General features: G+C 56.1%; 18 protein-coding genes. 14 read left to right on the top strand and 4 right to left on the bottom strand.

From position 1 onward, the window contains the following. Positions 1–70: 70 nt before the first annotated feature. Both ACR3EG_RS11530 and ACR3EG_RS11525 read right to left on the bottom strand, forming a co-directional pair. Positions 71–2,320, bottom strand: coding sequence for a mechanosensitive ion channel family protein (locus ACR3EG_RS11530; RefSeq protein ID WP_480495815.1), 2,250 nt, complete (start codon positions 2,318–2,320; stop codon positions 71–73). Positions 2,321–2,598: 278 nt separating this feature from the next. Next, complete coding sequence (locus ACR3EG_RS11525; RefSeq protein WP_170354083.1) at positions 2,599–3,504, bottom strand: LysR family transcriptional regulator; 906 nt, start codon at positions 3,502–3,504, stop codon at positions 2,599–2,601. Between the two features lie 169 nt (positions 3,505–3,673). Here ACR3EG_RS11525 and ACR3EG_RS11520 point away from each other — a divergent pair, with 169 nt between their 5' ends. From ACR3EG_RS11520 to ACR3EG_RS11475, 10 genes are all read left to right on the top strand, one after another. Then, positions 3,674–7,093 carry an indolepyruvate ferredoxin oxidoreductase family protein gene (locus ACR3EG_RS11520; protein WP_480495813.1) on the top strand — a complete coding sequence of 1,140 codons (3,420 nt, stop codon included), beginning with the start codon at positions 3,674–3,676 and terminating at the stop codon, positions 7,091–7,093. A gap of 80 nt (positions 7,094–7,173) precedes the next feature. Continuing rightward, positions 7,174–8,052 carry a lysophospholipid acyltransferase family protein gene (locus tag ACR3EG_RS11515; protein ID WP_480495811.1) on the top strand — a complete coding sequence of 293 codons (879 nt, stop codon included), beginning with the start codon at positions 7,174–7,176 and terminating at the stop codon, positions 8,050–8,052. A gap of 8 nt (positions 8,053–8,060) precedes the next feature. Continuing rightward, positions 8,061–8,870 (top strand): glutamate racemase, encoded by an 810-nt coding sequence (gene murI / locus ACR3EG_RS11510; protein WP_480495809.1) that lies wholly within the window; start codon positions 8,061–8,063, stop codon positions 8,868–8,870. A gap of 95 nt (positions 8,871–8,965) precedes the next feature. Continuing rightward, the gene (argC, locus tag ACR3EG_RS11505) at positions 8,966–9,994 is read left to right on the top strand and encodes an N-acetyl-gamma-glutamyl-phosphate reductase (protein WP_480495807.1); all 1,029 of its coding nucleotides are present in this window, start codon (positions 8,966–8,968) and stop codon (positions 9,992–9,994) included. A gap of 7 nt (positions 9,995–10,001) precedes the next feature. After that, positions 10,002–10,448: a cytochrome c maturation protein CcmE gene (ccmE, locus tag ACR3EG_RS11500; RefSeq protein WP_170354088.1), complete on the top strand. Its 447-nt coding sequence runs from the start codon at positions 10,002–10,004 to the stop codon at positions 10,446–10,448. Between the two features lie 112 nt (positions 10,449–10,560). Continuing rightward, entirely contained in the window at positions 10,561–11,172 is a 612-nt protein-coding gene (locus tag ACR3EG_RS11495) for a holin-associated N-acetylmuramidase (RefSeq protein WP_480495804.1), read from the top strand. After that, positions 11,163–11,741 (top strand): holin family protein, encoded by a 579-nt coding sequence (locus ACR3EG_RS11490; RefSeq protein WP_480495803.1) that lies wholly within the window; start codon positions 11,163–11,165, stop codon positions 11,739–11,741. The genes ACR3EG_RS11495 and ACR3EG_RS11490 overlap by 10 nt, the downstream gene beginning before the upstream one ends. A 75-nt stretch (positions 11,742–11,816) precedes the next feature. Further along, on the top strand, positions 11,817–13,781 hold the full coding sequence (locus ACR3EG_RS11485) for a heme lyase CcmF/NrfE family subunit (RefSeq protein ID WP_209196947.1): 1,965 nt from the start codon (positions 11,817–11,819) through the stop codon (positions 13,779–13,781). Continuing rightward, positions 13,778–14,233: a cytochrome c-type biogenesis protein gene (locus tag ACR3EG_RS11480; RefSeq protein WP_480495801.1), complete on the top strand. Its 456-nt coding sequence runs from the start codon at positions 13,778–13,780 to the stop codon at positions 14,231–14,233. The genes ACR3EG_RS11485 and ACR3EG_RS11480 overlap by 4 nt, the downstream gene beginning before the upstream one ends. A gap of 75 nt (positions 14,234–14,308) precedes the next feature. Beyond that, on the top strand, positions 14,309–15,085 hold the full coding sequence (locus ACR3EG_RS11475) for an enoyl-CoA hydratase-related protein (protein ID WP_480495799.1): 777 nt from the start codon (positions 14,309–14,311) through the stop codon (positions 15,083–15,085). Positions 15,086–15,088: 3 nt separating this feature from the next. Here ACR3EG_RS11475 and bmt read toward each other — a convergent pair whose 3' ends face one another. Together bmt and ACR3EG_RS11465 are read right to left on the bottom strand one after the other, a co-directional pair. After that, the gene (gene bmt, locus ACR3EG_RS11470) at positions 15,089–16,099 is read right to left on the bottom strand and encodes a betaine--homocysteine S-methyltransferase (RefSeq protein ID WP_480495797.1); all 1,011 of its coding nucleotides are present in this window, start codon (positions 16,097–16,099) and stop codon (positions 15,089–15,091) included. A gap of 117 nt (positions 16,100–16,216) precedes the next feature. Beyond that, on the bottom strand, positions 16,217–16,534 hold the full coding sequence (locus ACR3EG_RS11465) for a DUF1476 domain-containing protein (protein ID WP_170751086.1): 318 nt from the start codon (positions 16,532–16,534) through the stop codon (positions 16,217–16,219). 185 nt (positions 16,535–16,719) lie between these two features. On the opposite strand from ACR3EG_RS11465, the gene purC reads away from it, so the two are divergent. The 4 genes from purC to purQ all read left to right on the top strand — a co-directional run bounded on the left by purC (position 16,720) and on the right by purQ (position 19,299). After that, positions 16,720–17,475 carry a phosphoribosylaminoimidazolesuccinocarboxamide synthase gene (gene purC / locus ACR3EG_RS11460; protein WP_209197287.1) on the top strand — a complete coding sequence of 252 codons (756 nt, stop codon included), beginning with the start codon at positions 16,720–16,722 and terminating at the stop codon, positions 17,473–17,475. 128 nt (positions 17,476–17,603) lie between these two features. Continuing rightward, positions 17,604–18,263: a MarC family protein gene (locus ACR3EG_RS11455; RefSeq protein ID WP_480495794.1), complete on the top strand. Its 660-nt coding sequence runs from the start codon at positions 17,604–17,606 to the stop codon at positions 18,261–18,263. Positions 18,264–18,376: 113 nt separating this feature from the next. Then, positions 18,377–18,607, top strand: a complete 231-nt coding sequence (gene purS / locus ACR3EG_RS11450) for a phosphoribosylformylglycinamidine synthase subunit PurS (protein ID WP_117872765.1) — start codon at positions 18,377–18,379, stop codon at positions 18,605–18,607. 23 nt (positions 18,608–18,630) lie between these two features. Then, positions 18,631–19,299 (top strand): phosphoribosylformylglycinamidine synthase subunit PurQ, encoded by a 669-nt coding sequence (purQ, locus tag ACR3EG_RS11445; RefSeq protein ID WP_170354099.1) that lies wholly within the window; start codon positions 18,631–18,633, stop codon positions 19,297–19,299. Positions 19,300–19,326 lie beyond the last annotated feature (27 nt).

Here is a 19,326-nt window from a genome sequence, read left to right as displayed (position 1 = left end):
GCAGTACGCGCCAAAGTAAAACGGAACCGACCAGAGGCCGGTTCCGCCTGTTTTGCAGTCAGGTTTTGGCTTAGGCCGGGTTCTGCTGTTGGTTCGCTGCGTCGGCAGCCGCAGCACCAACGGCGGCCTTCTGCTCTTCAGTCAGGTGGTCAGCGTCTTCCAGGCCCGGAATGGCAACACGCACCTCACGGCGGGCAAAGTCGATGCCGTTTTCCTTGAACGAGGCTTTCACCCGGTTGAAGATTTCTTTGCGCAGCGTGAACTGTTTGCCGGGTTTGGCCATAAACTTGCCCCTGATGATCATGCCCACATCGTCGAAATCGAATACGCCTTGTGATTTGAAGGGCTGCAGGAACCCGTCTTTATGGGTTTCGTCGGCCATCATCTCGGCTCCGATCTTCTTGAAGATCTTCTTGACCTTGTTGGGATCAGTGTCGAAAGGCACGGTGAATTTCAGCTTCATGATGACCCAGTCACGGCTGTAGTTGGTCAGCTTCTGGATTTCACCATAAGGAATGGTGTGGACTGGCCCCCGGTGGTGACGCAGTTGCATGGACCGGATCGAGATCTTTTCGACCGTGCCGGTGGTGCCGCCCACATCGACGTATTCGCCCACGCGGAAAGCGTCATCTACCAGGAAGAAAACCCCTCCAACGATATCTGCTACCAGTTTCTGCGCCCCAAAGCCGATGGCCAAACCCAGAACACCAGCACCTGCCAGCAGTGGTGTAATGTTGATGCCCAACGCGCCCAGCGCCAACAACACAAAGATCACTGCAATAGCGACCTGCGCGGTAACGCGTAGCAGCGGCAGCACCGTCGCCAGACGCGAGCCACCGGCACCGCCACCTTCACCGGCCTCTTCATCAGGACTTTGGCCATTGGCTGTGTGTTCTTTGGCTAGACGGCGGTTGATCCACAGCGATATGACCTCATTGAGTATATAGCCGATGGCGATAATAATGAAGAACTGCACCAGTTTACTACCGGACTCATCTCCGCCGCCAGCGATTTCCTGAAGGTTCAGATCCCACGCGCGTGAAATCATCAAGATGACCAGAATACCGGCCAAAACGCGCCCGATACGGATGTAGCTGCGCTTGGTCGATTTATACGCGCGCTCGGCAACCGGACCTTCACCCAGCATCGGAGGTTGCAAGTGACGCACCAGACCGCGGATCAGCGTATCCAGTGCGGGCGCTATCAGCAGCCAGAACATAGTGGTGAAATGCGCACCTTGCAGCAACAGTGATCGAAGAACTGGATCTCGCTGTGCGGCTAGGAATTCAACCAGCAGCCAGATCACCGCTGAAACGCCAATGGCGAAATAGGGGTAATAGTAGGCAACTTCCTCGTCAAACTTGGTGTGATCCGGGTCAGTGCCCAGCATCATCTGCGTCAGGCCTTCGCGAGCTTTCCAGGCGATGACACCAATATAGATGTGAATGCCTGCGTTCAGCCAGAAACCGATACGGGTTTCGCCGGGGGTGATGCCGTTGAGTGCGTTGAAGTGCACTGTAAACAGCGTCAAACCGATCAGGATCAGCAACCCGATCAGGTTGCGGTGCAGGAACTTAGCCCAATGATCGTCAATGTTGACCAGTCGGTAATGGGGCTGGTTGGGTGCCAGTACGAAACGCGACGCAGCAGCACCTAGACGGGGAACCCAGATCAGATAGAAGACGAAAGGTGCGGCATAAGTGATCTGTTCTGGCGTCATCAATCCACGCCCAACTGCTCGGATCACTACGTAAAACACTACCAGTCCAGCGATTTCTCGGCAAAAGCGGCGGAATAGAAAACGAACAGCTCCCCGCAGGTCGTTGTCTTGGTGCATGCCTGACTTTTCGTGCCATTTCCGCGTCAAGAGGTAGAATATCTTCTCAGCAATGAAACCAACGACCAATACGCTAAGAACAATACCCATCAGGGTCAGGGCACCGGTTGAACCAAATGTGCCGATAAAGTTCTCGGTAGCATGAACCTGAGCGCTGATGAGGTTCGGAATGGTCGTCAACACATGCGTCCACGAGGCAACCATTGCCTCCCAGATAGCATTAAGTTCCTTGATGGGGTCCTCGCGGTCAGCGGCCTCGGCGGCGCGTTCCTCTGCTACGGCGTCTAGCCGGTCCAGCAAAATGGCGCGAACCTGGTCGTCTGACATCCGCGCGACCAGATCATCCACCTGTTCAGGTGTGAGGTCTTCGGGAATAGCGATAGGCGTAGTCGGACTGGTTGTGCTGCTTTCTTGTGACAGCACTGGCCCTGACAGGCAAATGACGGAAATGATCGCCAAAATGAGGCGAATGGGGTGAAACATCGAATCTGTCCTCGAACACACGTCTTGATGATTTTTTCGTGATAATAGGGATAAGTGTCAGATTTTCCCAGATGTTTCCCCTGTGATGTGCAAAAATCTGAAGTTCGAACAAAAAAAAGGCCGAGCACTAAGCTCGGCCGTAGTCCAACAGGGAGGTATGAAGATGATGAGCGTTTCAGCATCACCGTCTTCGAGTGCTCATTTAGGGATCAGTTTATGAACGATCAAGGTGTTTCATGCTGTTGAGTGATCATGCCCGCTATGCTTAAGGCGCATAGCTACAGCTTTCCCAACTGCTTCAACTGTTTACGCTGCGCAATAATCTCGTCCTGAACGAAATCGCGGAACGCAGCCACGCGCTTGGAGTGCCGCAGTTCTTCCGGGTAGGCGAGATAAACAGGGACATCCGCAGTTTCGATATCTGCCAGAAGCGGAACGAGGTGGGGGAAATCTTGTGTCACGTAGTCTGGCAACACGCCGATGCCCAAATTGTGCAACACGCCTTGTAGAACACCGAAATAGTTGTTCACCGTCAGCAAGGACCCGGGATTATAAGTCATAAGATGCCGCACCATGGCAGCGCTTGCCCCAGCTTGTGGGGCAGCGGGTGTCTGGCAGATCAGTCGATGGTTGGAAATGTCTTCCAACGTTTGAGGGGTGCCGTTTTCCTCAATGTACTCCTGTGTCGCGTATAGCTGCATCTGAACTGTCATCAGTCTTTTGCGCACCAGATCTGCCTGGCTGGGTTCTTTCATCCGAATGGCCACGTCGGCTTCGCGCATAGGAAGATCCAGAACCCGTTCTTCCAACATCAGGTCAATGTTGAGGTCGGGATACTGTTCGTACAGCTTTGGCAGACGCGGGGCCAACCACAGGGTGCCAAAGCCAAAAGTTGTGGTGACGCGAAGAACACCAAAGACTTCTTCTTCGCTGTCACGAATGCGTGCCGCAGCAGCGTCCAGGCGTTTAGACATGGCCGAGGTTGCGTCAAACAACAACTCACCCTGTTCGGTCAGGATCAGGCCACGCGCGTGACGATGAAAAAGAGTCGAATCAAGAGACTCTTCCAGCGCTCGGATTTGTCGACTGACGGCGGATTGCGACAGGTTCAGCCTATCGCCCGCATGGGTCAGGCTGCCCGCATCTGCAACCGCGTGAAATATCCTAAGCTTATCCCAATCCATCGCCGCAACTTTCGTTATCCTTCGGAACGCCTATATGAAATAGGTAACAACTTCTACATTCAAACGGTGAAATCCTTATGTTTTATGGGAAAATCCCTATACAGGTCATAACTTATGACCTAAAATGCAAATTAAGATAGCACACTGATCTGACGAGGGGAGGCGTTTGATGAGTAAGCCACAAGTAACTTTGAATGACCGGTTCGATTTGGAAAAGAACCAGGTTTTGCTGAATGGCACCCAAGCGCTGGTGCGTCTGATGCTTATGCAAAAGGCGCGGGATCGTCAGGCCGGGCTGAACACCGCCGGGCTTGTAACCGGCTACCGTGGTTCTCCGCTTGGGGCGGTTGATCAACAGATGATGCGCGCCCAAAAGCAATTGGCCGAAAGCGATGTCACCTTTCAATTCGGTCTAAACGAAGATTTGGCTGCAACAGCTTTGTGGGGCAGTCAGCAGGCGGGCCTTCGAGGGGATGGCAAGTTTGATGGAGTTTTCGGTCTTTGGTACGGAAAAGGGCCCGGAGTAGACCGTTCCGGCGACGTGATGCGCCACGCCAACATGGCGGGCACCGCGACCCATGGCGGCGTATTGATGGCTATGGGGGATGACCATACCGGTGAAAGCTCGACCGTGCTGCATCAGTCAGAATGGTCGCTGGTTGACATGTATATGCCGATCGTCAGCCCCGCAGGCGTACAGGAAATTCTGGATTATGGTGTTTATGGCTTTGCTCTTAGCCGGTTTGCCGGGGTTTGGGTCGGTCTAAAGACCATGAAGGACACGATCGAGGTCACCTCGGTCGTGGATGGCAGCGCAGACCGGATGTCCGTTGTCATCCCTGACTTTGATATGCCAAAGGACGGGTTGAACATCAGGCTGGTGGACACGCCGCACCTGCAAGAGGCGCGACTGATAGACTACAAACGCTTCGCGGCCGAGACGTTCTCGCACGCCAACAAGATGGACAAACGTGTCTGGGGCAAACCCGGCGCAAAAATCGGGTTTGTTGCCGCAGGCAAGAACTGGTTGGATTTGGCCCATGCGCTGTCTCTTCTGAACATCGATGAAGCCGAGGCCGAGCGTTTGGGCATCACGACATACAAGGTGGGCCAGACATTCCCATTGGACATGGCCGGGTTCCACGATTGGGCAGAAGGTCTTGATTTGATCGTAATCGTCGAGGAAAAGCGCAAGCTGATCGAGGTTCAGGTTAAAGAGGCAATCTTTGACGACCGTCGGGGGCGTCGTGTTTATGGCTGGTACAAGGGCGGTGCGGGTGCTCTGCATCGCGAAGAACTGTTCCCGACCCGAGGGGCATTGGACCCCAACATGATCGCTGAAAAGCTTGGCGAAATTCTGATTGAGGAAGGCCGTGACACCGATGGTGTTCGCGCCGGATTGGCCAAGTTGTCCGAGGCCCGGCGTGCCGACAACGCGGAGGAGATCGCAACGCGTCTGCCGTATTTCTGTTCGGGATGCCCGCATAACAGTTCGACCAAGGTGCCGGATGGAAGCCGGGCCTATGCCGGGATCGGGTGCCATTACATGGTCCAGTGGATGGATCGCAGCACCTCGGGCTTTACGCAGATGGGTGGAGAAGGGGCCAACTGGATCGGGGAAGAGCCGTTCTCGACCACGGATCATGTTTTCCAGAACCTTGGCGACGGAACTTATAACCACTCGGGCGTTCAAGCGATCCGCGCGGCTCTGTCTGCCGGCACCAACATCACGTTCAAAATCCTGTTCAACGATGCCGTCGCGATGACAGGTGGTCAGGGAAACGAAGGCGATCTGACCGCGGAACGGATCGTGGCAGAGGTTAAGGCTATGGGCGTCAAAAACGTCGCGCTGGTCTATGATGAAAAGGAAGATGTGAACTTCAACGCCTTGCCGGCAGGTGTCGAAACACACGAACGCGCCGAGCTGATGCAGGTCCAGGAAAAATTGCGCGGTGTCAAAGGTGTCTCGGTCCTGGTTTATGTACAGACCTGTGCCGCCGAGAAGCGCCGCCGTCGTAAGCGCGGTACCTTTCCTGACCCCGACAAGCGGGTATTTATCAACACCGATATCTGCGAAGGTTGCGGCGATTGCGGCGTTCAGTCGAACTGTGTGTCGATTGTGCCCAAAGAGACTGAACTCGGTCGGAAGCGCGCGATCGACCAGTCCAGTTGCAACAAAGACTTTTCCTGCCTCAAAGGGTTCTGCCCATCCTTCGTGACGCTGGAAGGTGCGAAAATCCGCAAGGAGGCAACGACCGAGATCGACCTGCCAGACCTTCCGATGCCGACACTGCCTAAGATCATAGGCACGCATAACGTGGTCATCACGGGTATCGGCGGCACAGGTGTTGTCACGCTCGGTGCTGTTTTGGCTCAGGCCGCGCAGATCGACGGCAAAGGAGCCGGGATGATGGAGATGGCCGGTCTGGCGCAAAAAGGGGGTGCCGTACACATCCATTGCCGTCTGGCCAACCGGCCTGAAGATATCAGCGCGATCCGCGTCGCCACAGGAGAAGCCGATGCGCTGATAGGTGGTGATCTGGTGGTCTCTGCCGGGGCCAAGACACTAGGATTGACCCGGTCGGGGCAAACTGGTGCCGTCGTCAACAGCCACGAAACGGTCACTGGTGATTTCACACGCGACACCAAGTTCCGGATTCCGGGTGATCGTCTGGAACTGGCTTTACAGGCGCGGTTGAAAGAGGATGTTTCGTTGTTCGACGCAACTGATCTGGCGCGGGCAGTGATGGGCGACTCGATCTATTCCAACATGATGGTGTTCGGGGCCGCGTGGCAGCGTGGTTTGCTTCCGATCAGCCATTCGGCTGTCCTTCAGGCGATCGAACTGAATGGAACGGCTGTAGAGCGAAACAAGCGGGCTTTTGATATCGGTCGTTGGGCGGTTCTGTATCCGGAAAAAGTCGCGGAGATTCTGCGGCCCAGTGTGGCTGAACTACCCAAGACGCTGGATCAAATGATCAGTTTTCGCGCCGATCACCTGACCGCTTATCAAAGCGCGCGGCTCGCGAAACGGTATCGCAGATTGGTCGAAACATTCGAAGATAAGGGTATCCGTGAAGCCGTTGCAAAAGGATATCATAAGCTGCTGTCTTATAAGGATGAATACGAGGTCGCGCGTCTTTTGTTGTCCAGCCGCGAAAAAGCGGAGGTCGAATTTGATGGTGACTTCAAGATGACGTTCCACCTTGCGCCGCCGATCCTTGGCGGTACAGGCCCGGATGGTCGGCCGCGCAAAAGAACTTATGGCGAGTGGATGCTGGGGCCATTGAAGCTGATGACCCGGCTGAAAGCCTTGCGTGGGACGCCCCTGGATATATTCGGGTACAGTGCAGAACGCCGAATGGAACGAGCTCTGATCAAGCAATACGAGCGTGATCTCAAAGAGATCACTCCGCTGATCAGTTCTGAGACCCGCGATGCCGTCATCGCTTTGGCCGAACTGCCACTGGATATTCGCGGCTTCGGCCCGGTGCTTCAGGAAAACGAAGCCAAGGCAGCGAAACGCCGAGAGGAACTTTTGTCAACGATCCGTAGCGGAGGGCCCAATTTGCGCGCAGCGGCCGAGTAAATCGTCACAACACTGTCACGATCACTAGGCAAGATTGTTAGCCGCACATAGATTGCAGGCAGCAAGTTTCGGAGACAACCATGCCCTCGCGCCGCCACGTCGCTCGTGACATTTCTTATGCTCATTCCGCCGAAACGAAAGGCGGACGGATGGTGATCAAACTGATGGAGAATACCACAGGCCGCATGCGCCTGATCAAGCGTGCGGATGGGTACGAGCACGAGGTCGCGCAGGGGCGCGATTTCTGGTCGGTTATGGTGGGCCGGTATGGTTTGTCGCTGGATGTAGTCGGTGGCGCGTTATCCAACATCCCTCAGACCGGTCCGCTGATCCTGATCGCCAACCATCCTTACGGCATTCTGGATGGGATGATGATGGGCCACATCCTGTCTCAGGCTCGGGGCGATTTCCGCATACTGGCCCATCGCGTATTCCGCAAAGCCGAAGATTTGAACCGCATCATCCTGCCGATCTCGTTCGATGAAACGAAAGAGGCGATGAAGCTGAATCTGGATACCCGCAAAACTGCGCTGAATTATTTGGATGAGGGTGGAGCGATCGGGATTTTCCCCGGTGGCACGGTTAGCACCGGGGTCAAACCTTTCTCATACCCCATGGATCCGGGTTGGCGCGGGTTTACGGCGCGTATGGTGGCCAAGTCGAACGCAACCGTGGTGCCGGTATTCTTTGAGGGCCACACCTCGCGCCTGTTCCAGGTCGCCAGCCATCTGCACAACACTTTGCGCATGGGCTTGCTGATCAAAGAGTTCAAAAAGCGCGTCGACACTCCGGTCAAAGTGGTGATCGGAGAGCCCATCGGCCGCGACGTTTTGGACCCTCTGGCCAAGGACACGCGCAAGATGATGGATTTCCTGCGCAAAGCCACGTATGAGCTGTCTCCAACGCCGTTAGAGTCTTATGACTACGGCTATGAGTTTGAGGAACGGCATCGCGCCTGAAGGGGCTAATGGCAGTAGGTATTTTTGATTCTGGTTTGGGCGGTCTGACCGTTCTGGACGCCGCGCAGAAACGTCTGCCGGACTTGGATTTCCTGTACTACGCGGATAGTGCGCATGCGCCATACGGCGTGCGGGACGCACAGAACATCTATGAGCTTACACGCGGCGCGGTGAACGAGCTTTGGAACCGGGGCTGTGATCTGGTGATTCTGGCCTGCAACACGGCCAGCGCCGCGGCTCTGCGCCGGATGCAGGAAGAGGGCGTGCCCGAAGGCAAGCGCGTGCTGGGTGTCTTTGTGCCTTTGATCGAGGCGCTGACCGAACGGCAATGGGGAGACAACAGCCCTCCGCGCGAGGTTGCGGTCAAGCATGTGGCGCTGTTTGCGACGCCTGCGACGGTCTCTAGCCGCGCGTTCCAACGCGAACTGGCTTTCCGCGCCATCGGTGTGGATGTCGAGGCGCAGGCCTGTGGCGGTGTGGTCGATGCCATCGAAGACGGCGATATGATTCTGGCCGAGGCACTGGTGCGCAGCCATGTGGACGCGCTCAAACGTAAAATGCCCGAACCGCAGGCGGCCATTCTGGGCTGCACCCATTATCCGTTGATGGCTGACGAGTTTCAGGCCGCGCTGGGTGAGGATGTGCAGGTGTTCAGTCAGGGCGCTCTGGTCGCCGAAAGCCTTGCGGACTATCTGGAGCGCCATCCGAACATGCAGGGCATGGGGCAGGGCGGTTTCCTGACAACCGGCAAGCCCGCCACGGTCAGCGACCGTGCAACGCAGTTCCTGCGACGACAAATCACCTTCGAGGCTGTCTGACTTAGGTCAAGGACACCCAGCCTTGCGCTGATTTAATCCAAGACCGTCGCATCGGCGGTCGTGACATGTGACACCACGCAAACAAGAGGTCTGACATGACCCATAAAATCGCAATTCTAGGGGCTTCGGGCTATACAGGCGCTGAACTGGTACGGCTGATTGCCGAACACCCCAACATGGAGATCGCCGCGTTGGCCGCCGAGCGGAAGGCCGGGATGACCATGGCACAGGTCTTTCCGCATCTGCGCCACATGGACCTGCCGGACCTGTGCAAGATTTCCGAAATCGACTTTTCGCAGATCGACCTGTGTTTCTGTGCCTTACCGCATAAGACCAGTCAGGAAGTGATCCGCGATCTGCCCAAGACCCTCAAGATCATCGACTTATCCGCCGATTTCCGTCTGCGTGATGCGGCGGAATATGAAAAATGGTACGGCAACCCCCATGCCGCTCTGGCGCAACAGGAGGAGGCCGTCTACGGCCTGACTGAGTTTTACCGCGACGACATCCGCAGCGCCCGTCTGGTGGCGGGCACTGGCTGTAACGCGGCGACAGGGCAATATGTGCTGCGCCCGCTGATCTCGGCCAATGTGATCGATCTGGATGACATCATTCTGGACCTCAAATGCGCGGTGTCCGGCGCGGGGCGGTCGCTCAAGGAAAACCTGCTGCACGCCGAACTTAGCGAGGGGTACAACGCTTATGCCGTAGGCGGCACACACCGCCATCTGGGTGAGTTTGACCAAGAATTCTCGGCATTGGCAGGCCGTCCGGTCAAGGTGCAGTTTACACCGCATTTGGTGCCCGCGAACCGGGGGATTCTGGCCACCACTTATGTCAAAGGCGATCCGGCCAGCGTGTACGAGGCGTTGACCAAGACCTATGAAAACGAGCCTTTTATCCAGATGCTACCCTTTGGCGAGACTCCATCGACCCACCACGTGCGGGGCTCGAATTTTTGCCATATCGGTGTAGTGGGCGACCGGATCGAACGTCGCGCGATCGTGATCGGTGCTCTGGATAACCTGACAAAAGGTAGCAGTGGCCAAGCCTTGCAGAACGCCAACCTGATGTTAGGTGAAGCTGAAACAACGGGCCTGATGATGGCCCCTCTGTTCCCATGAGGATATCATGAAGTCGCTCAAGAAACGCCGTCGCGTACAGATTATTCTGCTGGCAGTCGTGGCCCTTGTGTCATCTACAGCATTGATCGGTTGGGCTTTGCAGGACGGTATCAACTTTTTCCGCTCGCCTAGCGAGGTGATCGCAGAGCCGCCAAAATCCACCGAAGTGTTCCGGATTGGCGGTTTGGTCGAAGAGGGCTCGATCGTGCGCGGGCAGGGCGAAACGGTGACATTTGTCGTAACCGATGGCGGGGAAAGTGTACCAGTCGCTTTCACAGGCGTATTGCCGGACTTGTTCGAAGAAAACCAGGGTATGATCGGAACCGGTTCTTATGTGAATGGCGTATTCGAGGCGACCGAAATTCTTGCCAAACACGATGAAACCTACATGCCCAAAGAGGTTGTGGACGCGCTGAAGGAGCAAGGCGTGTATGTGGAGCCGAGCGAAGGCTGACCCCTCGAATAGATAGGAATGTTATTGGGCGTTGCGGTAGCAGCGCCCTTTTTCGTAGATCGCTCTTAACCCAGAGACTGCAGCCTTTGTGCGAATTCAAGCGGAGGATGCAATGCAATCGGTTCAAGAGATCGCGACTGATATCGTATCGCGCGAAGGTGGCTTTGTAGACGACCCGGATGATCCGGGCGGAGTGACAAAATACGGTGTCACGATCCACACAATGCGGCGCTTGGGGCTGGACTTGACCGGTGATGGATTCATTACACGCCAAGACGTTAAGCGTCTCTCAAAAACGCAGGCTGTCGATATTTTCGTGTCTCACTATTTCAAGGGCCCAAGACTGGGCATGTTGCCAGAGGTACTGCAACCTTCTGTCTTTGACATGTACGTCAACGCGGGCGCGCAAGCGGTTAAAATACTTCAATATCTACTGAGGAAAATGGATTTTAAGATCACAGTTGACGGTGTTGTCGGCCCACAAACTGCGAAGGCCAGCAAGACTGCCGCGCTGCCCGACCCGATTGCCCTGCGAGACGCGTATGGTGTGGCGCGTCGGAATTATTATTTCCGGATTGCCGATGGGCGCGTTGCTTCGCGGAAATACGCGCGCACGCAAACTGGACACAAGGGTGGGTGGATTCGCAGAGCAGAGGAATTTGTCTCTCCGGGGTACCACCTGAGCGATGCGGAATTTCAACAGAGGGTTGCGGGATGGGATTGATCTCGGGTTTTTTGTCGTTCCTTTTTGGGGACGGAAGGAATGTTGTTCGCGAAACTGCCGAAGTGTTTCGTGAAAATGCGGAAAAAGGTGCCGAACGGGACCTGTCACTTCAACAGCAAGCAATGGTTCAGTTCGGTGCTGAATATGCCGTGCCGCGCAAGGGTGGTTTCGACCGTTTTATGGACGGCCTGAACCGATTGCCGCGTCCTGCTCTGGCGCTTGGTACGCTTGCGCTATTTGTGGCGGCAATGGTGGACCCCCTTTGGTTTGCGGCGCGGATGCAGGGCATCGCCCTTGTGCCTGAACCGTTGTGGTGGCTTTTGGGGGTTATTGTTTCGTTCTATTTCGGCGCGCGGCACCAGGCCAAAATGCAGGACTGGCAACGCGAGCTTTCGGCGACAGTGCGGCGCGCGCCTATGGTCGCCCAGAATATCGCGGAACTCAGACATATGCGGGCGAATTCCGTTGGCGCGGCTGATCCGAGGGCCGATGTAACCCTTGCCGAGCACGCGCTGAACCCTGACGAAAACCGGGCACTGGACGATTGGAGGCGCGCCCGCACGGCATGAGCCGCGACACTATGTGCGCCTTCGGGACGCGAAAGTTATTGGTGCTTTCTGTGCAACAGGATTATATGCAGGGCCATGATTACAGAGCTTGGTCACTACGCCCTCATCCTCGCCTTTCTCGTGGCGATCGTGCAGTCCGTCATTCCGCTGGTTGGCGCGTCCAAAAGGTGGACGGGTTGGATGACTTTTGGGGAAACCGCCGCGGTGGCCCAACTGGTGCTCATGACGTTTTCTTTCAGTGCGCTGGTTTGGGCCTTTGCCACATCGGATTTCTCGCTCCGCATCGTGGTCGAGAACAGTCATTCGGCTAAACCAATGCTTTACAAGATCAGCGGGACATGGGGAAACCATGAGGGTTCCATGTTGTTGTGGGTCTATATCGTGGCCATATTCGGTGGGATGGCTGCGATTTTCGGGGCGGGTTTGCCACCTACACTGAAGGCGCGCGTGCTGGCCGTTCAGGCCGCGATTGGCGTGGCGTTCTATGCCTTTATCCTGTTCACATCGAACCCCTTTGACCGGCTTGTCGTTGCGCCCTTTGATGGGCGGGACCTGAACCCATTGCTTCAGGATCCCGGTTTGGCGTTCCATCCTCCGTTCTTGTACTTGGGTTACGTGGGTCTCAGCATGGCGTTCAGCTTTGCCGTTGCTGCCTTGATCGAAGGCCGTATCGACGCGGCGTGGGGTCGGTGGGTGCGCCCGTGGACACTGGCGGCGTGGGTTTTTCTGACCATTGGGATCGCGCTGGGGTCTTGGTGGGCCTACTATGAACTGGGTTGGGGTGGGTTCTGGTTCTGGGATCCCGTCGAGAATGCGTCGTTCATGCCTTGGCTTCTGGCTGCTGCGTTGCTGCATTCCGCCATCGTTGTCGAAAAACGCGAGGCGTTGAAAAGCTGGACGATCCTGTTGGCGATCATCGCGTTCGGGTTCTCGTTGATTGGCACGTTCATCGTGCGCTCGGGCTTGCTGACCTCGGTTCATGCCTTCGCCAACGATCCGGAACGCGGCGTTTTTATCCTGTTCATTTTGGTCATCTTCATCGGTGGTGCGCTGACGCTGTTTGCCGCACGCGCGCAAGCTATGGAGGCCAAGGGCGTCTTTGGCATGGTCAGCCGTGAAAGCGCACTGGTACTGAATAATATTCTGTTGGCTGTCAGCTGCTTTGTAGTGTTCTTCGGCACTATGTGGCCGATGGTGGCCGAGATGGCTTTTGACCGGAAACTCTCGGTCGGGGCACCGTTTTTCAATGCGGCCTTTACACCCTTCATGATCGTTTTGGGTATCGTTCTACCTGTGGGCGCAATGATGCCGTGGAAACGCGGCAAGATTGGCAAGGCGGCGTATTCGCTTCGCTACGCCTTTGTATTAGCCGTGGCTTTGGCGATACTGGTCTGGGTTATGCAAACGGGGCGCAGCGCGCTTGGCCCAATTGGTCTGTTCCTTGGCGCGTGGATCACTTTTGGTGCTGCGGTTGATTTGTGGAGCCGTACGGGCCGCAACGGAAGCCTAAGTCGCCTGTTCCGGCTGCCCGGAGCCGATTGGGGCAAAGCCGTTGCGCATACCGGGCTTGGCGTGACCATGTTTGCCATTGCCGGCCTGACCGCGTGGGAGGTTGAGGATATCCGCGTGGCGCAGCCTGGTCAGCCTTTTGAGGTTGGTCAATTCACCCTGACACTGGACGATGTCCGCCGCGTGCAAGGGCCCAACTACTTCTCGACCACCGCCGATGTTCGGGTGGAAAAGAACGGCCGCCCCATGGGTATGTTGCACCCGGAAAAACGGGACTATCCTGTTGCCAGAATGCCAACGACCGAAGCGGCGATCGACTACCGGTTCTTAGGGGATCTGTACGTCGTGATCGGCGATCAGCAGGCTGACGGAGGCTGGGTGATGCGAACCTACATCAAGCCTCTGGCAAACTGGATCTGGGGCGGTTGTATCCTGATGGCTTTGGGTGGGTTCCTTAGCCTGTCCGACAGAAGGTTCCGCGTGGCCGCAGGCGCACGCAAGGCCCCAACAGGCGGAGTGCCAGCAGAATGAAACGCCTGATCCTGATCCTGGCGATTATCGCATCGCCTTTATACGCCGTGCAGCCAGACGAGGTACTGGACGATCCGGTCTTGGAACAACGTGCACGCGACCTGAGTACCGGTTTACGCTGTTTGGTCTGTCGCAATGAAAGCATTGACGAAAGCAATGCCGGGCTGGCGCGGGATTTGCGCCTGTTGTTGCGGGAACGGCTTGTTGCGGGCGATAGCGATGAAGAAGCAATCAGCTTCATTGTAGACCGTTATGGGGAATACGTGCTGTTGAAGCCTACCATAACTGGTTCGAACCTGCTGCTGTGGCTTGCGGGACCGATCATGTTGTTGATTGCTGCAGCGGTGGGTTGGAGTTTCCTTCGAAAGCGCGCAGATGCGCACGCGTCCGTGGACATTGACGGGCTTAGCGACGCTGAAAAGAAGCGGTTAGAGCAAATTCTGAAGGACTGACCCTTGGTCGGTCTTTCCCTTGATTGTGAATTAAGTCAGGCTTGTCCTTAAGAATAGTGCTTGGGGGGGAACCTGATGGATTATGAAACCGTGCTGCTGAACATCTCGGACGATTTGGCGGTAGTGACCCTGAATCGACCGGACAAGATGAATGCGATGACCGCCCAGATGCGGGCCGAAGTCGCATATGCCATGAAAGAGGCCGCAGCCAATGCACGCGCCGTAGTGCTTACTGGGGCAGGGGCCGCGTTCTGTTCCGGACAGGACTTGGGCGATTCCTCGACCACGGGAAAAATCGACCTCGAACGCACGTTGCGGGATGAATACGAGCCAATGCTCGAAACGATCTACAACTGTCCGGTTCCCACCATTGCCGCTGTGAACGGCCCGGCTGCGGGGGCCGGTTGCAATATGGCCTTGTGCGCGGATGTAGTGATTGCAACGGAAAGCGCCTATTTCCTGCAGGCTTTTGCCCGGATCGGCTTGTTGCCGGATGCTGGCGGGACATGGTTTACCCCGCGCCAAATGGGCTTTGCCAAAGCGATGGGGGCCGCTCTGTTTGCGGACAAGATCAGCGCGCGGCAAGCCGATGAGTGGGGCATGATCTGGGAGGCCGTCCCGGATGCCGATTTCGACGCCCATTGGCGACGCCGAGCCGCCTATCTGGCCAGCGGTCCGACCGCTGGGTTTGGCGCGATCAAAAAGGCGATCCGTGGTACTTACGAAAAGACGCTGGCTGAACAGCTTGAGATCGAAGCCCACCTTCAGGGTGAATGCGGGCGGTCTCGGGATTTTGCCGAGGGCGTTGTAGCCTTCATGCAAAAACGCCCCCCGAAATTCGAAGGGCGTTGAGCTTTATGCACGGCGGCGGCGGGTTCGGCGCTCTGGCACCGCGTCGTCTCCGGTGCCATCAGATGCGGACGAAAACGGCCCCAGCGCATTAGTAATCTGATCAAGTGTCGGGCGCATTCCACGGGGCGTGCTATCCAACGCCTCGCGCATTTTGCGCAGGTGGTCAGGCATTGTACCACAACAACCGCCAACAATCGTCGCACCCGCATCACGCGCCATTGCGGCGTATTGCGCCATCAGTTCGGGTGTACCGTCGTAATGGATGTGCCCATTCACATATTTGGGAATGCCCGCATTTCCTTTCGATATCACGGGACGTTCTGTGCCCTGTGCAGCAAAACCCAGCACCGTGCGCAGGATGTCCGATGCGCCGGTTCCGCAATTTGCACCAAAAGCAACGGGCGGGTTTGGCAGGGTTTCAACCAGCTGCGCCAGGTCGGCCGACGTGACGCCCATCATGGTGCGACCAGCAGTGTCAAAGCTCATGGTGCCACACCAAGGCATATCGGCAAGAGCAAACGCCTCGGCCGCCGCGCGGAATTCCTCGGGGGCGCTGATCGTTTCCAGCCACAGGACGTCCGCGCCGCCCGCTTTCAACGCTTCAGCCTGTTCGTGGAACATTTCGACCGCCGCGGCATGGGACAGAGCTCCGACAGGTTCCATTATCTCACCGGTCGGACCGACCGAACCAGCCACAACGACCGTCCGGCCCGCTTTGTCAGCAACTTCGCGACCAAGCTCGGCGCCAATACGATTCAATTCACCGACACGATTCTGGGCGTCGTGCAATTTAAGCCGTGCTGACGTACCACCGAACGTGTTGGTCAGAAACAGATCGCTGCCCGCATCAACTGATCCCTGATACAAAGCCCGTATCTTGTCCGGCGCGTCCACATTCCACAATTCTGGTGCGTCCCCGGACTGCAATCCCATATTGAACAAGTTTGTGCCGGTCGCACCGTCGGCAAGGATGGCATTATTTGCGGCAAGAAGATCAGTCAGCGCGTTTGTCATTGGGCGTTCCCGAAAAGTCGGCGGAGCCGAAAAAAATAAGAAGCCCCGTGTCTCATGACCGGGGCTTCAAATCAAATTCATAAAACTCATGAAGATCATGAGTTCAAGGGTAGAGGGTTAATCCGCCTCGCTCAGGATTTGCGATTTGGCTTCGGGTAGAAGTTCAGTCATTTTCGCGCGGATTTCATCGTCAGACGACAGTGATCCCAAGTCACCCGACACTTTGCGGACGACGTCTTCGTGGCCTGCCTCTTCCATATCGGCGATCACGACAGTTTTGGCATAAGCTTCAGCCTCTTCGCCGGATTTTCCCAACTTTTCTGCGGCCCAAAGACCCAGCAGTTTGTTGCAGCGTGCTTGTGCTTTGAACTGCATTTCTTCGTCATGGGCAAACTTCGCTTCAAAGGCGTTTTCGCGTTCGTCAAATGTGGTCATTGGTTGGGGACCTCTTGGATTACATCTTGTCTTTTGCAGATATGACCATAGCAACGCTTCGACGCAAGGGATTTGCGCTGCGTCAAAGGCCCTCGGCTTACTGAACTTGCGGGAAAGGGGGGCTTGGACTATGAGGGCGCAACAAAGTGGGAAATCTCTCGCTTCACAGTCTGGAAGGGTCGCTTATGGCGCGTCGCAAGAAAATCTACGAAGGCAAGGCCAAAATTCTGTATGAAGGTCCCGAACCGGGTACGATCGTTCAGTACTTCAAGGACGACGCGACCGCATTCAATGCGGAAAAGAAGGACGTGATCGACGGTAAAGGCGTGCTGAATAACCGCCTGAGCGAATATTTCATGAACGGCCTGAACCAGATTGGCGTTCCCACACATTTCATTCGCCGCCTGAATATGCGTGAGCAATTGGTGCGCAGCTGTGAAATCGTGCCGCTGGAAGTCATCGTGCGCAACTATGCTGCAGGGTCGATGTCCAAACGTTTGGGTATTGCCGAAGGTACTCAATTGCCGCGCCCCATCGTCGAGTACTGCTACAAGGATGACTCGCTGGGTGATCCGCTGGTGACCGAAGAGCACATCGCTGCTTTTGGCTGGGCCAGCCAGCAGGATATGGACGATATCCTAAGCCTCGCTCTGCGCGTAAATGATTTCATGAGCGGCATGATGTTGGCCGTTGGCATTCGTCTGGTCGACTTTAAGATCGAGATCGGGCGTGTTTTCGAAGGCGATTATCAACGCTTGATCGTGGCAGATGAAATCAGCCCCGACAGTTGTCGTCTTTGGGATATCGAAAGTGGCCAAAAGCTGGACAAAGATGTGTTTCGGAGAGATTTGGGCAATCTGACAGATGCCTATTCCGAAGTTGCCCGTCGTTTGGGCGTTTTGCCAAAAAGCAATGTAACCAAGCCGACGCTGATCAACTGAATCTCTGCCCTCGGGACAAGTCGAAACGCCGCTTCGTCAAGCGGCGTTTTTTCTTTTGTTAGTGGCGTTTGACAGTGCCATGGATTGTCTCGCATTGTCTGCCGAGGCAATTCTAAGCAAGGCGTGAAATGGCTGAACTATTCGACCAGGCAGTTTTTCTGAAATTTCTTGCGGCTTTGCTCGCGATTTTCAACCCGTTGTACGGTATTCCGATTTTCCTAGGCATGACCGATTCCTACACGGCAGCCGAGCGCAAACGGGTCGCGCTGATCGTGACTGCCACGGTTGTTGCTGTCGCATTGATTGCCGTTTTGATTGGCGAAGAAATTCTGGCCGTTTTCGGGATCGACATTCCGTCATTTCGTATTGCGGGCGGTTTGATCATACTCGGGGTCGGCATGTCTATGCTGAATTCATCGGACCGGCCAAAGGGGGATCAGCAGGCCGTGCAAGATGGGGCGAAGAAAAGCAACATCGCCGTTGTGCCTTTGGCGATCCCCCTGACTATTGGCCCCGGTACAATCGCAACCACCATCGTGTTTGCGCATAGCCTGCCAGACGGGGCCGAGATTGTCACATTGGGTTCGGCGGTCCTTATAGCTTGCGCAATTGTGGGACTTGGTTTGTTGTTCGCAGATCCGATTTCGCGCGTTCTTGGGCCGACGATGATAAATGTGGTCACTCGGGTCATGGCTATTATTCTTGTCGCGGTTGCCGTTGAAATGGTGCTGACAGGGACATTCAACGCGATTGATGCCCATTACCCCGGGCTTTCAGGCAAGAGCTGACGCGACCTGCGGCAAACTGTGTGCGGACAAGGGTTGTCGAATGGCAAAAGGCGCGCTATCCCCCGCGCAACGGAACGGGCCGTATCCGCTGGCCCTTAGCTGGAGTTGCAGGAATGAAAGCACGTGTGCATGTGATGCTCAAGAATGGGGTTCTCGACCCACAGGGCGAGGCCGTGCGCCACGCATTGGGTGCCATGGGCTTTGACCAGGTCGAAGGCGTACGTCAGGGCAAGGTGATTGACCTTGAACTGGCCGATGGCGCAACCGAGGCGGACGTAACCGAGATGTGCGAAAAGCTGTTGGCCAATACGGTCATTGAACGCTACGAGATCGAACTGGTCTGACCCTTACCTCCGGAGGCCCCGCCATGCGCGCTGCAGTCATCGTTTTCCCCGGTTCCAACTGTGACCGGGATTTGGCCGTCGCTTTTGAACAAGCCGGTTTTCAGGTCGACATGGTCTGGCACAAAGACGCGTCTCTGCCCGAAGGCGTCGATATCGTCGGTGTCCCCGGCGGTTTCTCGTACGGTGACTACCTGCGATGTGGCGCTATCGCGGCGCAATCGCCAATCTGCAAGGCTGTTGTGGAACACACTGAACGCGGTGGCTATGCGGTTGGTGTTTGCAACGGATTCCAAATCCTGACCGAGACCGGCATCCTTCCGGGCGCTTTGCTGCGCAATGCCGGGCTCAAATATATCTGCCGGACCGTAGGCTTGAAGGTAGAGACCAGCGACAGTGCTTTCACTAACGCTTATAATGCCGGTGACGTCATTGGTATTCCGATTGCGCACCATGATGGAAACTATTTTGCCGATGACGCAACACTGTCCACACTTCGTGATCAAGACAGGATCGCGTTCACCTATACCGAGAATCCCAATGGGTCGGTTGGCGATATCGCGGGCATCTTGTCGGAAAACCGTCGCGTTCTTGGTATGATGCCACACCCCGAGCGCGCTGCCGACGAAGGTCACGGCGGCACAGACGGCACGGCATTGTTCCGCGCATTGTCGGGTGTTTTGGCGCCGGCGTGACTTGAGGTTGGACTCAAGCCCGCGTAG

The sequence above is a fragment of the Ruegeria sp. AM7 genome (genome assembly GCF_056535965.1).
This window is presented reverse-complemented; position numbering and strand designations above follow the sequence as displayed.

What these genes read in the sequence shown, in the direction of transcription:
- ACR3EG_RS11495 (WP_480495804.1), top strand. Translation starts at nt 10,561, where the DNA reads ATGCAATCGGTTCAAGAGATCGCGACTGATATCGTATCGCGCGAAGGT.
- argC (WP_480495807.1), top strand. Translation starts at nt 8,966, where the DNA reads ATGACCCATAAAATCGCAATTCTAGGGGCTTCGGGCTATACAGGCGCT.
- ACR3EG_RS11485 (WP_209196947.1), top strand. Translation starts at nt 11,817, where the DNA reads ATGATTACAGAGCTTGGTCACTACGCCCTCATCCTCGCCTTTCTCGTG.
- ACR3EG_RS11515 (WP_480495811.1), top strand. Translation starts at nt 7,174, where the DNA reads ATGCCCTCGCGCCGCCACGTCGCTCGTGACATTTCTTATGCTCATTCC.
- ACR3EG_RS11480 (WP_480495801.1), top strand. Translation starts at nt 13,778, where the DNA reads ATGAAACGCCTGATCCTGATCCTGGCGATTATCGCATCGCCTTTATAC.
- purQ (WP_170354099.1), top strand. Translation starts at nt 18,631, where the DNA reads ATGCGCGCTGCAGTCATCGTTTTCCCCGGTTCCAACTGTGACCGGGAT.
- ACR3EG_RS11455 (WP_480495794.1), top strand. Translation starts at nt 17,604, where the DNA reads ATGGCTGAACTATTCGACCAGGCAGTTTTTCTGAAATTTCTTGCGGCT.
- ccmE (WP_170354088.1), top strand. Translation starts at nt 10,002, where the DNA reads ATGAAGTCGCTCAAGAAACGCCGTCGCGTACAGATTATTCTGCTGGCA.
- ACR3EG_RS11530 (WP_480495815.1), bottom strand. Translation starts at nt 2,320, where the DNA reads ATGTTTCACCCCATTCGCCTCATTTTGGCGATCATTTCCGTCATTTGC.
- purC (WP_209197287.1), top strand. Translation starts at nt 16,720, where the DNA reads ATGGCGCGTCGCAAGAAAATCTACGAAGGCAAGGCCAAAATTCTGTAT.
- ACR3EG_RS11465 (WP_170751086.1), bottom strand. Translation starts at nt 16,534, where the DNA reads ATGACCACATTTGACGAACGCGAAAACGCCTTTGAAGCGAAGTTTGCC.
- purS (WP_117872765.1), top strand. Translation starts at nt 18,377, where the DNA reads ATGAAAGCACGTGTGCATGTGATGCTCAAGAATGGGGTTCTCGACCCA.
- ACR3EG_RS11520 (WP_480495813.1), top strand. Translation starts at nt 3,674, where the DNA reads ATGAGTAAGCCACAAGTAACTTTGAATGACCGGTTCGATTTGGAAAAG.
- ACR3EG_RS11525 (WP_170354083.1), bottom strand. Translation starts at nt 3,504, where the DNA reads ATGGATTGGGATAAGCTTAGGATATTTCACGCGGTTGCAGATGCGGGC.
- ACR3EG_RS11475 (WP_480495799.1), top strand. Translation starts at nt 14,309, where the DNA reads ATGGATTATGAAACCGTGCTGCTGAACATCTCGGACGATTTGGCGGTA.
- ACR3EG_RS11490 (WP_480495803.1), top strand. Translation starts at nt 11,163, where the DNA reads ATGGGATTGATCTCGGGTTTTTTGTCGTTCCTTTTTGGGGACGGAAGG.
- bmt (WP_480495797.1), bottom strand. Translation starts at nt 16,099, where the DNA reads ATGACAAACGCGCTGACTGATCTTCTTGCCGCAAATAATGCCATCCTT.
- murI (WP_480495809.1), top strand. Translation starts at nt 8,061, where the DNA reads ATGGCAGTAGGTATTTTTGATTCTGGTTTGGGCGGTCTGACCGTTCTG.